The sequence below is a fragment of the Pseudomonas sp. Pseusp9 genome (assembly GCF_059491265.1).
Map to the genome: position 1 here is coordinate 2,555,562 of NZ_CP168500.1, position 14,177 is coordinate 2,569,738.

General features: G+C 60.0%; 14 protein-coding genes. 13 read left to right on the forward strand and 1 reads right to left on the reverse strand.

Annotated elements, in window-relative coordinates:
• The first annotated feature begins 94 nt into the window (after nucleotides 1-94).
• The 11 genes from ACEN8E_RS11585 (at nucleotide 95) to ACEN8E_RS11635 (ending at nucleotide 10,736) form a co-directional block, all read left to right on the forward strand.
• Complete coding sequence (locus ACEN8E_RS11585; RefSeq protein ID WP_495592722.1) at nucleotides 95-1,135, forward strand: AraC family transcriptional regulator; 1,041 nt, start codon at nucleotides 95-97, stop codon at nucleotides 1,133-1,135.
• Between the two features lie 93 nt (nucleotides 1,136-1,228).
• Complete coding sequence (locus ACEN8E_RS11590) at nucleotides 1,229-2,116, forward strand: Dyp-type peroxidase (protein WP_495592723.1); 888 nt, start codon at nucleotides 1,229-1,231, stop codon at nucleotides 2,114-2,116.
• A 16-nt stretch (nucleotides 2,117-2,132) separates the two neighbouring features.
• The gene (locus tag ACEN8E_RS11595; protein WP_495592724.1) at nucleotides 2,133-3,101 is read left to right on the forward strand and encodes a Gfo/Idh/MocA family protein; all 969 of its coding nucleotides are present in this window, start codon (nucleotides 2,133-2,135) and stop codon (nucleotides 3,099-3,101) included.
• 221 nt (nucleotides 3,102-3,322) lie between these two features.
• Entirely contained in the window at nucleotides 3,323-4,075 is a 753-nt protein-coding gene (locus ACEN8E_RS11600; RefSeq protein WP_495592725.1) for a GntR family transcriptional regulator, read from the forward strand.
• Nucleotides 4,072-5,802: a fumarate reductase/succinate dehydrogenase flavoprotein subunit gene (locus ACEN8E_RS11605; protein ID WP_495592726.1), complete on the forward strand. Its 1,731-nt coding sequence runs from the start codon at nucleotides 4,072-4,074 to the stop codon at nucleotides 5,800-5,802. The genes ACEN8E_RS11600 and ACEN8E_RS11605 overlap by 4 nt, the downstream gene beginning before the upstream one ends.
• A 26-nt stretch (nucleotides 5,803-5,828) precedes the next feature.
• Nucleotides 5,829-6,074 carry a 4Fe-4S dicluster domain-containing protein gene (locus ACEN8E_RS11610; protein WP_007946457.1) on the forward strand — a complete coding sequence of 82 codons (246 nt, stop codon included), beginning with the start codon at nucleotides 5,829-5,831 and terminating at the stop codon, nucleotides 6,072-6,074.
• A 241-nt stretch (nucleotides 6,075-6,315) separates the two neighbouring features.
• Nucleotides 6,316-7,722, forward strand: a complete 1,407-nt coding sequence (locus tag ACEN8E_RS11615) for an ABC transporter substrate-binding protein (protein ID WP_495592727.1) — start codon at nucleotides 6,316-6,318, stop codon at nucleotides 7,720-7,722.
• A gap of 149 nt (nucleotides 7,723-7,871) precedes the next feature.
• On the forward strand, nucleotides 7,872-8,654 hold the full coding sequence (locus tag ACEN8E_RS11620; RefSeq protein ID WP_495592728.1) for an ABC transporter permease: 783 nt from the start codon (nucleotides 7,872-7,874) through the stop codon (nucleotides 8,652-8,654).
• A complete protein-coding gene (locus ACEN8E_RS11625; RefSeq protein ID WP_495592729.1) occupies nucleotides 8,654-9,502 on the forward strand; it encodes an ABC transporter ATP-binding protein in 849 nt (282 codons plus the stop codon). Before ACEN8E_RS11620 ends, ACEN8E_RS11625 begins: the two co-directional genes overlap by 1 nt.
• Nucleotides 9,499-10,461 (forward strand): HEAT repeat domain-containing protein, encoded by a 963-nt coding sequence (locus ACEN8E_RS11630; RefSeq protein ID WP_495592730.1) that lies wholly within the window; start codon nucleotides 9,499-9,501, stop codon nucleotides 10,459-10,461. Before ACEN8E_RS11625 ends, ACEN8E_RS11630 begins: the two co-directional genes overlap by 4 nt.
• The gene (locus ACEN8E_RS11635) at nucleotides 10,458-10,736 is read left to right on the forward strand and encodes a DUF971 domain-containing protein (protein WP_495592731.1); all 279 of its coding nucleotides are present in this window, start codon (nucleotides 10,458-10,460) and stop codon (nucleotides 10,734-10,736) included. The genes ACEN8E_RS11630 and ACEN8E_RS11635 overlap by 4 nt, the downstream gene beginning before the upstream one ends.
• A 69-nt stretch (nucleotides 10,737-10,805) precedes the next feature.
• Here the strand turns inward: ACEN8E_RS11635 and ACEN8E_RS11640 are convergent, their stop codons facing one another.
• Nucleotides 10,806-11,525, reverse strand: a complete 720-nt coding sequence (locus tag ACEN8E_RS11640; protein WP_495592732.1) for an ATP-binding cassette domain-containing protein — start codon at nucleotides 11,523-11,525, stop codon at nucleotides 10,806-10,808.
• A 1,412-nt stretch (nucleotides 11,526-12,937) separates the two neighbouring features.
• On the opposite strand from ACEN8E_RS11640, the gene lexA reads away from it, so the two are divergent.
• Together lexA and imuA are read left to right on the forward strand one after the other, a co-directional pair.
• Nucleotides 12,938-13,555 (forward strand): transcriptional repressor LexA, encoded by a 618-nt coding sequence (gene lexA, locus ACEN8E_RS11645; protein ID WP_007987463.1) that lies wholly within the window; start codon nucleotides 12,938-12,940, stop codon nucleotides 13,553-13,555.
• Nucleotides 13,555-14,172, forward strand: coding sequence for a translesion DNA synthesis-associated protein ImuA (imuA, locus tag ACEN8E_RS11650; RefSeq protein ID WP_495592733.1), 618 nt, complete (start codon nucleotides 13,555-13,557; stop codon nucleotides 14,170-14,172). Before lexA ends, imuA begins: the two co-directional genes overlap by 1 nt.
• Nucleotides 14,173-14,177: the final 5 nt, after the last annotated feature.

A 14,177-nucleotide genomic window follows, 5' to 3' on the forward strand; every position in this document is an offset into this window, starting at 1 on the left:
CTTCTGCGGACAGCCTTTGAACCCTGTGCTAACTTCCTTCGACATAACCGGTTACAAAAATAAGAATGCAGCTCGACCCGGAACGTATAGCCCCATGCAAATGAAAGTGACTGACCCCACCTTTGAACTGGCGCTGGTGTCGCCGTTTCTCCTGCAAACCCTGGCCGAAGTCGCCGAGCAAAAAGGCATTGACCCCGAGAGCCTGTGCCGAGGGTTGGGTTTTGACTTTGAAGACCTTCAGGACCCGGCGCAGCGCATTTCCTATCGCCAGGCCGTGGCCATGATTCAACGCGCGCTCAAGGTCCTGCCCAATCAGGGGCTGGGCTTGTGGGTCGGCGCGCAGAATGTACTCGGTACGCTGGGGTTGTTGGGGCATGTGTTATCGCTGTGCAAGACCCTGCGCGATGCCTTTGAGCTGGGCATTCGCCATCAACACACCTCCGGCGGCATTGTCGTGTCGAGCGTGGAAGAGGCGGGTGACCGGGTGTTTGTCGACGTTGAATGCCGCTTGCCGTTCGCCGACGTGCAGTTGTTCGCGGTCGAGGAGTTTTTCGCCAGCCTGCTGGTGTACGGCCGGGCGCTGGTCGGGGCGGATTTCAAGCCGATGGCCGTGGAGTTCATGCATGCCGCGCCGGACTATCTCAGCGAGTATTCGCGCGTGCTGGGGCCTGACGTGCGTTTCGGTTGCCTGCAGAACCGCATGGTGATCGATGCGTATTGGCTGGACGTTCACTTGCCCAATCACCATTCCCTGGCCCTGCGTCAGGCGGTGAAATTGCTTGAACTGGAAGCTGCTCAGGTACACCGGAAAATGGATCTGATCCAGGCGGTGGAACGGGCGATTGCCCGAGACCTGACCGAGGGCAGCCACATCGAGAAAATCGCCGGCGACCTGAACATGAGCAGCCGCACCTTGCGCCGCCGCCTCACCGAACACGCCCTGACGTTCGAGACATTGCTGGAACAAGTGCGCCAGGCCCGCACCATGAGCCTGCTGGCCAACCCGGACATGTCCATCGAACGCATCACCGAGGAAGTCGGCTACAGCGACGTGCGCAGTTTTCGCCGGGCTTTCAGGCGCTGGACCGGCAAGAGCCCGAGTGCGTTCCGCAGCGAAAGCCCCAGCGCGGTCTGATCTCCTTGTGATGAGAAGGGCTTGTGTGGCCTCTGACAGCACACAAACCCTCACACTCCGGTTAAACTCCGAACTCTTTTTCGAGGAGTTCATATGAGTCATTACCAGCCGGGCATTCTCGCCACCCCCGTTCCGCCTCAAGCCCGTCATATGTTCTTCGCTCTCGAATCCGTCGCTGCTCTACCGGTCGCGCTCGATAACCTGCAAGGCCTGGTGGACGGCAAATCGGTGGTGGTCGGCTTCGGTGAGTCCCTGGTCAAGGCGCTGGGCGGGCAGATCGAAGGCCTGCGCGTTTTCCCGGCACTGACCGGTGTCGGCGTCGACAACCCATCGACCCAACACGCGCTCTGGTGCTGGCTGCACGGTGAAGACCGTGGTGAGTTGCTCAACCGCAGCAATGCCATCACCGCAGCACTGGCCCCGGCGTTGCGCCTGGTGCAGATGAACGAAACCTTCCGCCACATGAGCGGCCATGACCTGACCGGCTACGAAGATGGTACCGAGAACCCGCACGACGCAGCCGCCGTGGCCGCCGCCGTGGTCGGTGAGGGCGCGGACGGTACGGTGGGTGGCAGCTTTGCCGCGATCCAGCAGTGGCAGCATGACCTGAAAGTTTTCCATGGGCTGTCGGCGGATGAAAAAGACAACATCATGGGCCGCCGCCTGAGCGATAACGAAGAGATCGACGACGCGCCGGTTTCCGCCCACGTCAAACGCACCGCCCAGGAAAGCTTTGCGCCTGAAGCCTTCGTGGTGCGCCGCTCGATGCCGTGGATCGAAGGTGACCGTGCCGGCCTGATGTTCCTGGCCTTCGGTTTTTCCCTCGATGCCTTCGAAGCTCAACTGCGCCGCATGAGCGGCCTGGAAGACGGCATCACCGACGGCTTGTACCGCATCAGCCGTCCGATCACCGGCGGCTACTACTGGTGCCCGCCGCTGAAGGACGGTCGACCGGACCTGCGTGCATTGCGCATCGGCTGAGAAGCCGGGAGAGCTTATGAACGTGGTGCGCTGGGGCATGATCGGTTGTGGCAGTGTCGCTGAACGCAAAAGCGCGCCGGCCTTCTACAAGGCCCCCGGATCGGCGTTGGTGGCGGTGATGGGCCGGCGTCTGGAAGCCGTCACCGACTACGCCGCGCGCCACGGCATCGCTCGGGTTTACACCGATGCGCAAGCGCTGATCGACGATTCCGAAGTCGACGCGGTGTACATCGCCACGCCACCCGACAGTCATCACGCTTATGCCTTGCAGGTGGCCGCCGCCGGCAAGCATTGCTGCGTCGAGAAACCGATGGCGCTGAACGCCGGGCAAAGCCGCGAGATGCAGCAGGTGTTTGCCGATGCCGGGCTGCACCTGTTCGTATCCTATTACCGACGTTCGCTGCCACGCTTCCGGCAAGTGCGGCAATGGCTGGAGGAGGGGCGAATCGGCGAGGTCCGGCACTTGAGCTGGACGCTCACCAAAGCCCCGTCGGCAGTGGATCGCGATGGCACAGATAACTGGCGCACTGACCCGGCGATTGCCGGTGGCGGCTACTTCGCCGATCTGGCCAGCCATGGCCTGGACCTGTTTCAGTACCTGCTCGGCGATATCGTCGAAGTCGCCGGGTTCACCGCACGGCAGGCCGGTTTGTACGCGGCCGAAGATGCCGTCAGCGCCACCTGGCGGTTTGCCAGCGGGGCACTGGGGACGGGGTGCTGGAATTTCGTCGCCGATCGCCGTGAAGACCGGGTGGAAGTGATTGGCAGTAAAGGCCGGATCACTTTTTCAGTGTTCGATGAGCACCCGATCGAGTTGCACGCCGACGAGCATCTCAGCCTGAACATCGAGCATCACGCACACATCCAGTGGCACCACGTATTGGGCATGAATGCGCATATTCGTGGTGACGCGCAGCATCCGGCCGTGGCCGGGCAGGCGCTGAAGACCGATTGGGTGATGGACCAGATCCTCAAGCGCCACTGATCCCTCAGACCACACACAATCCCTCCTGTGGGAGCGAGCCTGCTCGCGAAAGCGGAGTGTCAGCCAACAACATATTGACTGACACAATGCATTCGCGAGCAGGCTCGCTCCCACATTTGGTATTGCACGGCACTTCTAACCTTATGCGCATTCGGTATTTCTCAACTGGCATAACGCTTCTCTAAGATCACGTCATAACTCGTTATAACAAGTGATCTGCCATGACCGATAACGTTCTATCCCTGAGCAGTGTCCCGTTGCACACCCAGCTGCGAGAGGTGCTGCGCGCCCGCATCCTCGACGGCGAATACCCGCAAGAAAGCCAGATGCCCTCCGAAAGCGAGCTTGGCACGTTGTTCAAGGTCAGCCGCATCACCGTGCGCCAGGCCTTGGGTGACCTGCAAAAAGAAGGGCTGATCTTCAGGATTCACGGCAAGGGCACCTTCGTCGCCAAGCCGAAAGCCTTCCAGAATGTCAGCACCTTGCAAGGCCTGGCCGAGTCCATGACTGATCGCGGCTATGAGGTCATCAACCGCCTGCGCAGCTTCAGGTTCATTGCCGCCGACAAGCTCGTCGCCGAGCGTTTGCAGGTCGCCGAAGGCGAGGTCGTGGCGCAGATCAAGCGGGTGCGCCTGATCAATCGCGAGCCGGTTTCCCTGGACGTCACCTACCTGCCCAAGGCCATTGGCGAGCGTCTGGAAAAAGCCGACCTGGTTACCCGTGACATTTTCCTGATCCTGGAAAACGACTGCGGCCTGAGCCTGGGACACGCCGACCTGGCCATCGATGCGGTGCTGGCCGACAGCGACCTGACCCGGGCGCTGAAAGTCGAGCCGGGTTCGCCGATCATGCGAATCGAACGCCTGACCCATGATGCCGAGGGGCGGCCGCTGGACTTCGAACACCTTTACTACCGTGGCGATGCCTTCCAGTACCGCCTGCGGATTGACCGTAAAAAAGGGGATCAGGCATGACGCGCAGCACATTGGAGCAGGAATACGACATCGTCGTGATCGGCGGCGGCACTGCCGGCCCGATGGCGGCGATCAAGGCCAAGGAACGCAACCGCGACCTGCGGGTGTTGTTGATCGACAAGGCCAACGTCAAGCGCAGCGGCGCGATCAGCATGGGCATGGACGGCCTGAACAACGCGATCATTCCCGGCCACTCGACACCGGAGCAGTACACCAAGGAAATCACCATCGCCAACGACGGCATCGTCAACCAGGCGGCGGTGTATGCCTATGCCATCCACAGTTTCGAGACGATCGAACAACTGGACCGCTGGGGCGTGAAATTCGAGAAGGACGAAACCGGCGACTACGCGGTGAAGAAGGTCCACCACATGGGCGCTTATGTGTTGCCGATGCCGGAAGGGCACGACATCAAGAAAGTCCTGTACCGCCAGCTCAAGCGCGCACGTGTGACCATTACCAATCGGCTGGTGTGCACCCGATTGCTGACGGATCAAGAGGGGGCGGTCAACGGCGTGATGGGCTTTGATTGCCGAACCGCTGACTTCCATGTGATCAAGGCCAAGGCGGTGATCCTCGCCTGCGGTGCCGCCGGACGCCTGGGGCTGCCGTCCTCGGGCTACCTGATGGGCACCTACGAAAACCCGACCAATGCCGGCGACGGCTACTCGATGGCCTACCACGCCGGGGCCGAGCTGGCGAACCTGGAGTGTTTCCAGATCAACCCGCTGATCAAGGATTACAACGGCCCGGCCTGCGCCTACGTCACCGGTCCTCTGGGTGGCTACACCGCCAACAACAAGGGCGAACGCTTCATCGAGTGCGACTACTGGAGCGGACAGATGATGTGGGAGTTCCACCAGGAACTGGAAAGCGGCAACGGTCCGGTGTTCCTCAAGCTCGATCACCTGGCCGAGGAAACCATCCAGAACATCGAGGAAATCCTGCACAGCAACGAGCGTCCGAGTCGCGGCCAGTTCCATGCCAATCGCGGCACCGACTACCGCACGCAGATGGTCGAGATGCACATCTCGGAAATCGGCTTTTGCAGCGGGCATTCGGCGTCGGGGGTGTGGGTCAACGAGAAGGCCGAGACCTCGGTCAAGGGCTTGTACTCGGCCGGTGACATGGCCGCGGTGCCGCACAACTACATGCTCGGCGCGTTCACCTACGGCTGGTTCGCCGGCCACAACGCGGCGGATTTTGTCGCCGGGCGTGAGTTTTCCGCACTGGATGCCCGGCAGATCGAAACCGAAAAACAACGGGTCTACGCACCACTGGATCGCGAACACGGCCTGCCGCCAGCCCAGGTCGAGTACAAGCTGCGGCGCTTCGTCAACGATTACCTGCAACCGCCGAAAGTGACGAAGAAGATGCAGATCGGCCTGCAACGCTTCAGCGACATCCAGCGCGACCTCGACCAGATCAAGGCCCACAACGCTCACGAGCTGATGCGTGCCATGGAAGTCAGCATGATCCGCGACTGCGCCGAAATGGCCGCCCGCGCTTCACTGTTCCGCGCCGAAAGCCGCTGGGGGCTGTACCACTATCGGGTCGATCACCCGCAGCGCAATGACAGCGACTGGTTCTGCCATTGCCACCTGAAGAAGGGCGAAAACGGTTTGATGATCAGTTTCAAGAAAGCCGTCGAACCCTACATCATCCCGCTGGATGCCAATGAAATGCAGGCCTACGACCGATTGCGGGTCGGTGCCGACGCGGCTTGACGCCGCCAACGAAAGAGAGAGCGAACATGGCCTATCAACCCCAGGAAATTTTCTTCCGCTCCAATGCACCGGTCACGGTCGACGAGGACCTTTGCATCGCCCACAAGGGCTGCACCGTGTGCGTCGACGTCTGCCCGATGGACCTGCTGGCGATCAACCCGGCCACGCAAAAGGCCTACATGGCCTTCGACGAATGCTGGTACTGCATGCCCTGCGAAAAGGACTGCCCGACCGGGGCGGTGAAAGTGGAGATCCCGTACCTCTTACGTTGAAACACTGTCCATGTGGGAGCGAGCCTGCTCGCGAAGAGGCCCTCACAGACGACATCTTCATTGATTGACCAGACGCCTTCGCGAGCAGGCTCGCTCCCACAGTGGATCGAGGTCACTTCAAAAAACGTCAAACGCCATCCGGCCACCACCGGACGCCTGCTTCAAACCCCCCCTCGTTTCCCACCACGCCCAGATCGTGGCGGAGACGAACAGCCAATAAATGATTCGAGGGGAAACACTCATGATGTTGCGTGCAGCTTTGGCCGGTCTGGTACTGGCTTCATTCACCTTGTCGGCGTCAGCCGAAACCATCCGCATTGCCATCGGCACCCAGGACACCACCATCAACTGCGCCGCCGGTGGCCTGTTGATTCGTGAGTTGGGCCTGCTGGACAAATACCTGCCCCACGACGGCCGATACAAAGACGCCCAATACGACCTGCAGTGGAAAAACTTCACCAGCGGCGCCCCCCTGACCAACGAGATGGTCGCCGGCAAACTCGACTTCGGCGCCATGGCCGACTTCCCCGGTGCATTCAACGGCGTGGCGTTCGAAACGGCGGGCAAGCACAGCCTGTTTATCAGCGTGCTGTCAGGCAGCACCAAGGGCAGCGGCAACGGCATCGTGGTACCGAGTGCATCCGGCGTGCAGGCGCTGGCCGAGCTCAAGGGCAAGAGCATTTCCGTGCCGTTCGCCTCCACCGCCCATGGCATGTTGCTGCGCGCCGTCGCGGCTCAGGGCTGGGATCCGCTCAAGGACGTGAACATCATCGCCCAGCCGCCGGAAGTCGCCGGCTCCGCGTTGCAAGCCGGCAAGATCGACGCTCACGCGGACTTCGTACCCTTCGCCGAACTGTTCCCCAGCCGTGGTTTTGCCCGCAAGATTTATGACGGCTCCCAGGCCAACGCGCCGACCTTCCACGGTGCGCTGGTCGATCAGGCCTATGCCAGGCAGTACCCGGAAATCGTCGTCGCTTACCTGCGGGCGAGTATCGAAGCCAACCAGTTGCTGGCGGCTGAACCGGAGAAATACAGCGAGCTGATCGCCAAGGTCACCGGAGTCGATGCCGAGGTCAATTACCTGTTTCATGGCCCCCTCGGCGTGCAGACCCGCGACCTGAGCTGGAAACCGGAATACCGTCAGGCCGTGGGCACCGCCATCGATACCCTGAGGTTGTTGAAGAAGGCCGATCGCGGTCTCGACCTGAATACCTTCATCGACGACCAATACATCCGCGCCGCGTTCAAGGCGTCGAACCTGGACTACACAGCGCAACTGGCCAACTACGCGCAGACGCCGCTCAAGGCGGTGGATGCGTCGAGCGGCAAAGCCATCAGCGACTTCAGCCACGTGGCCGAGATTTGGGTACGCGGTGAGCCGAAGGTCCGCCAGTACGCCTCGGCGGAACTGGCGTTCACGGCGTTGGCCGCCCTGAAGCAGGAGGGCAAGAACATCCGCGCGGTGTACACCCAGACCAGCGACAGCGGGATCAAGTTGCTGGCGGATCAGGCGTGGTTTGCCAGTGATGCGAAAGGCCGGCTCAGTGCGTTCCTGCTCAAGGGCCAGGCCCAGCAGTTCGCCACCGCCCAGGGCGGCAAGGTGTTCGACTTCACCGATGCCACGACCCAGGCCGTGGCTGTTCGCTAACCCCTAGAACACCGCAATCCCCTGTAGGAGCGAGCACGCTCGCGAAGAACCCGAGAGCGACTCGGGGCATCAGGTTGCCAGCGTTATCGTTGACGACCATCGCGAGCAGGCTCGCTCCTACAGTGGGGGCTCGGTTGAGAGGAAGAATTGTGTACGGATCATTTAACCGCTGGCTCCCCCGAGCCGCTTCATTGCTGCTCTGCCTGCTGTTCTGGCAACTCGCCGCCAGCCACCACTGGAACCTCGGCCTGGTGACCTTCGCCAATGTGCCGACGCCGCTTGCCGTGATCGAAGCGGCGCTGGGTCTCGGCGACTCGGGCAAACTCGCACAGCACCTGGGCAGCAGCCTTGGCCGGGTATTCGCCGGTTACCTCGCTGCGCTGATCATCGGCGTGGCCCTGGGCCTGGCCATCGGTCGCTCGAAATGGGCCGAAGACCTGTTGCTGCCGCCCCTGGAAGTCCTGCGCCCGATCCCGGCGGTGGCGTGGATTCCCTTGGCGATCCTGATGTTTCCCTCGTCGGAACTGTCGATGGTGTTCATCACCTTCACCGGCGCGCTGTTCCCGATCCTGCTCAACACCGTGCACGGCGTCGAAGGTGTCGACCCTCGGCTGATCGCCTCGGCGAAAAGCCTCGGGGCAGGGCGCCGGGCCATCCTGCTGGAAGTTGTTCTTCCGGGGGCCGCCCCCAGCATCATTACCGGCCTGGCCATCGGCATGGGCACCTCGTGGTTCTGCCTGGTCACGGCAGAAATGATCTCCGGCCAATTCGGCATCGGTTATTACACCTGGGAGTCCTACACCCTCCAGAACTACGCCGACATCGTCGTCGGCATGTTGCTGATCGGTGTGCTCGGCATGGGCAGCAGCCTGCTGATCAAGCGTCTGGGCGGGCTGTTCACGCCTTGGCATCGACCACGAGGAAAAGCCTGATGAGCGTTTTTCAACACCTGGAAGGGCGTATCGATATTCGCGGGCTGTCGATCAGCTTGGGCGAGGGCCACGCGGCCTTCGAAGCGGTGCAGGGCCTCGATTGCCAGATCGAACCGGGACAGTTCGTGTGCATTCTCGGGCCGTCCGGCTGCGGCAAGTCGACTTTGCTCGGCGCGTTGGCGGGGCACCTGCAACCGCGCACCGGCACCTTGAACGTGGATGGCGCGCCAGTGTCGGGGCCATCGCCACAACGCGGCATGGTGTTCCAGCAGCACACCTTGTTTCCGTGGCGCACGGTGCGTGACAACGTGGCGTTCGGCTTGAAAATGCGTGGCGTCGGCAAGGCCGAACGGCACAAGGCCGCGGATGAAATCCTCGCCCTGGTGGGGCTCGAAGGGTTTGCCGGGCGCTGGCCCGACCAGCTCTCCGGGGGCATGCAGCAACGGGTGGAAATTGCCCGGGTGCTGGTCAACCGTCCGCGCCTGTTGCTGATGGATGAACCCTTCGGTGCCCTCGATGCCCTGACCCGGTTGAACATGCAGGAACTGCTGCTGGACATCTGGACGCGCATCCGCACCACCGTGGTGTTTGTCACCCATGACATCGACGAAGCGCTGTTCCTCGCCGATCGCTTGCTGGTCATGAGCTCGCGCCCCGGGCGGATCATCGAAGACCTGCGCCTGGACTTCCCCAGGCCGCGCAGCACAGAGCTGGTGACCCGCCATGAATTCTCGCACCTGAAGCGTCATTGCCTCGAACTCCTGCGCCACGAAGACGGCCGGCAGCTGCCGCGCCTGAACCCGCTCGGCCTTCCCCCTGAAAACAAACTGCCGCGATTTGCCCTATGACCTCACTCTTCTATGTAACCGATAACGACGACATTCTTGCCCTGCAACCGCGCCTGACCGATGACGACCCCGGCGTGCGCCGGATCGCGCTGATCGAATTGGCCGATCTTGAGGAACCGGACGGCCTGCTGTGGCTGATCGATCGGCTGGCCGAAGACCCGATTGCCGACGTGCGTGCCGAAGCCGCGCGATTGCTGGAAGCCTGGGAGGACGAACCCGTGGTCGAAGCGTTGTGCCAGGCGCTGACTGATCCGTCCCCGGCGGTGCAGGCGGCCGCTGCGCAAAGCCTCAGCCTGCTCAAGAGCGAGGCGGCGGGCCGGGTCATTCTGCCGTGGACCGGGCACGCCGACATTGGCGTACGCATTGCCGCGTTCAGGGCCTTGCGCGAGTTGCGCTGCCCCGATGCCGCCGCTGCGGCTGCACGGGCATTGCACGATGAAAGTGCCAGTGTGCGCCGCGAGGCAGTGGGCGTGCTTGGCTGGCTCAAGCAACTCGAGGCCTTGCCGGCATTGGCAAGGTTGGCCAGCGATGACCCGGACACCGACGTGCGACGCGCCGCCACCGGGGCCTTGGGTCTGGCATCTGACGCACAGGTGCTGCCGGCCCTGCGCCAGGCCTTGCGGGACGCTGCCTGGCAAGTCCGCGAAGAAGCCGCCACCACCCTGGGCAAGGTCGGCCACTCCGACGCCGGCCCGGCCCTGATCTACGCCTTGGGCGACGACTACTGGCAAGTGCGCCTGCGCGCCACCCGCAGTCTCGGTCGCTTGCGTTTTGTACCTGCGCTCGATGCGCTGATCGACACCCTCGGCCACCGCATCAGCAACCTGCGCAAGGAAGCCGCCCTGGCCCTGGGCGAATTGAACGACCCACGGGCCGTTGCGGCATTGCAGGCCGCACAGGACGACGGCGACCCGGAAGTGCGCAAGGCCGTGCGCATTGCCTTGAGTCAACTGCAATGATTCCGCTGGCGGTGGGTAACTCACGGAGCAGACAGCAGTTGCGACTGAACTGGCCCGATGGTCGCGAACAGTGGCTGGACCACGCCGAACTGCGTCGGCAGTGCCCGTGTTCGCAGTGCCGGTCGTTTCGGTTGCGGGGGATGGCGCCGATGGTCGATGCGCGGGTGCAGGTGATCGAATTGCACTCGCAGGGGTATGGCCTGCAGCTGGTATTCAGTGATGGGCATGAGCGGGGGATTTATCCGTGGGCGTATCTTTCCGGGCTTACCGACTGAATCAAACTCCATTCCTCATCGGGAGCTGTTGCTGTCTGCGGCAGCTCCCCCGTGTGCGCTTCCAGTTGCTTATGTCGCGAATACAGGTTCAGTAACGGCTCGGATAAACGCATCATCCACAGTCTTTACTCCATACCGATGCATGAACTCATTACCGCTGGCAAAGCGATTGAAGCGTTGCTGGCTAATCATGTAAAAATAATCACAATGGTTAATGACTTCATCGACATTGTGCGAGGAAACCAGAATGGCGGTGCCCTCCCTGGCAGCGCCATGAAGACATTGCCAAATATAGTGACGAAACTCCGGATCTACACCGGCAGTAGGTTCGTCGAGAATCACGAAGTCTGCGGAAATTGAAAGAAGAGAGAGCGTAAAGAACCAGCGTGTCTCTCCGTAGCTGCAGAGCGATGATTTTTTGTTCCATATGTCTTGGTATCGGTCAACTATCGCAGGGCTCCAGGTACTTAGTTTTTTCAGGGTTTTATCTTGTGTCATGGGCTCGCTGGAAGACAGCGCAGTCACCATTTTAAAAATGTCGCGCATGCGCAATGGTGGGGGAGTGGAAATGATTTGAGAAAGGTATAAGAAGTGACTGAAGTCGTTTTTTATCAAGCCGGACTTTGCTTTTTTAAGGCCACAGACGATATCGAAAAAAGTTGTTTTTCCAGATCCATTGGGCCCCAGAATGCCGACAATGTCGCCTTGAGCAACCTCTAGAGATGCCTGTGTCAAGAGGGGGGTGTCGGTATAGGAGAAGTCAATGCTCTGCGCCGTGAATTTTTTCATCAGTATCGGCTCCATACGGGATTGATTCTTAGGTGTTTGAAGGTTTTGTGCAGTACTGAAATAAATAAAAGAATAATTGCAATTGTGATGGATTTGTTGGGTTCAAGACCTTGTTCCATTATCTGGCTAGCAAGTGTTAGTGGGTTTGCGAGGTTCAAAGCGTCGGTAATGTGGTTTGATCTGCTGGCACTCATTACTCCGAGGATCAACATGCAGAACGAAAAAATGGAAAGCAAAGTGTTCGAGTTCTGAAAATTGATCGGCAGCAATGAAAATACAGCCCCGAGAGTGCAAAACATGATAAAGCAGATGTAAAAGCGTAGCGCGATATTCAGTAGTTCACTGAGGGAGTAGCTTTCAAATGGAAATTTTGTCGCTAAGTAAAAGGTTGCGCAATAAGCTGTCGATATTAGTGAGTAGGTAATGAAGTGCGATAAAAGAAAAATTAGTTTTGAGTCTTTGGAGTAAATAAATGATCGGGTGAATCCGCTTTCCCTTCTCCCGATTATGTAAAAGGAAAATCCAAACAATGCGACACTAGAAGAGATGTAGGCATAAAACCATGCTGAAATAGTGATGTAGTTGTTCGAAAAGTAGTTGGGGTCTTGCCTGGTTGCTGCAAAAAAATAGAACATCGCGCAAGGTGATATCATGATCCAAAAAAAGGCGATGGGTTCTTTTAATTGTTCTTTCATGAATATGGATGTTAGGGCGAAAACTCTGGGTAGAATATTTTTAGGCATGATTGATTTCTCTAGGGGAAATTGAATCATTGTTTCTTTTCTTTTCTTTTCTTTTCTTTTCTTTTCTTTTCTTTCGTTGTGTTTGTCACTTGATTTTAAGTGATGCTGCAAGGGTTAACTGGTTTTGCTGTTGCGTGCAAGCGAGAAGATTTTGTACTGCAGGGCGGTTCCTACGTGTTTTTAAGGTCCGTCCTACATGATGTTAGGAGGCCCGGTATTTTGGTTCGGTTTTAGTGTGGATGGTTTCTAATCTGGAGCTGTGGAATTCCTTTTTGAAACTGTGTGTTGGTTTTCGGCAAGCAGAAATGATCTTTCTATGTTGAGTAGAATATTTCTGTAGGAGCAAATGTGCGGTTTGTACTTTTGTATGAGTTTTTTATTTTCTTCAGGTGCTTATTTTTTTAGAAAGGCGACGAACGGTAGGCTTTGTTTTTTGATAGCTGTTACGTTCGAGTAAGGAGGCTGGGCTTTACGTCGGCGGATCTGACACAACTCACCCCTTGAGTCACTGAAATCCAATGTGGGAACGAACTTGCTCGCGATGAGGCCCGGTCAGTCGACACACATGTTGAATGAAAGACCATCGCGAGCAAGCTCGCTCCCACAGGTTATCGGTCCTGCTGCCAGATGATTGGCGGTCCTTGCCAGGTAAAAGCCAAAAGAGTACAAATGTACTCCATGACGACTCTGACTCCCCGCCGTACCGCCATTCTGACCTTCATCCGCGATCGCATCGCCGAGCACGGTCAGCCTCCGAGCCTCGCTGAAATCAGCGAGGCGTTCGGTTTTGCCTCCCGCAGTGTGGCGCGCAAGCATGTGCTGGCGCTGACCGAAGCCGGGTTTATCGAAGTCAACCCGCACCAGGCCCGGGGCATTCGCCTGCTCGGGCAGCCGCCGCGTCCCGAGTTACTGGACATTCCGGTGCTGGGTCGGGTGGCGGCCGGTGCGCCGATCGGGGCCGATGCGGAGGTCCATAGCCGCTTGCTGCTCGATCCGTCGATCTTCTCGCGGGTGCCGGACTACATGCTGCGGGTCCGGGGTGATTCGATGATCGAGGACGGCATTCTCGACGGCGATCTGGTGGGCGTGCACCGCAACCCCGAGGCGCTCAACGGCCAGATCGTCGTGGCGCGGCTCGACGGAGAAGTCACCATCAAGCGCTTCGAGCGGGTCGGCGATGTGGTTCGCCTGCTGCCACGCAACCCGGCCTACCAGCCGATCATTGTCGAAGCCGACCGGGACCTGGCCATCGAAGGCGTGTTCTGTGGTCTGGTGAGGCAAGGCTGATGGGTGCCGTCGTTGCGCTGGATACGCTGTTCAACGCTGGCCAGGTCTGGAAGGGCCGGCCTGCGCCAGCGGTCGCCAGCCCGCAACCCACCGGGCATGCCGCGCTGGACGCTGCCTTGCCCAGCGGAGGCTGGCCGGAGGCGGCGCTGACGGAAATCCTCCTGGCCGGGCAGGGCGTGGGCGAGTTGCAACTGGTGTGGCCGACGCTGGCGCGGCTGTCGGCGGCGGGCGAACGCATCGTGCTGGTGGCGCCGCCTTATGTGCCGTATCCCCAGGCGTGGCAGAGCGCCGGGGTCGATCTGCGTCAGTTATCGATCATCCAGGCCGGCGAGCGCGATGCGCTGTGGGCTGCGGAACAATGCCTGCGTTCGGGCAGTTGCGGTGCCGTGCTGTGCTGGCCGCACAAGGCCGATGACCGCGCCTTGCGCCGCCTGCAGGTGGCTGCGGAAACCGGCCAGACCCTGGCCTTCGCCTATCGTCCCCTCGGTGAAGCGGTCAACCCTTCGCCGGCGGCCCTGCGCATCGCCATCGATGCCCGACCGGCACAACTGCGTGTGCTCAAGTGCCGCGGCGGCCTGGCCCGTTCGGCACCGATTACCTTCGCCGTGGGGCATTGAGGTTG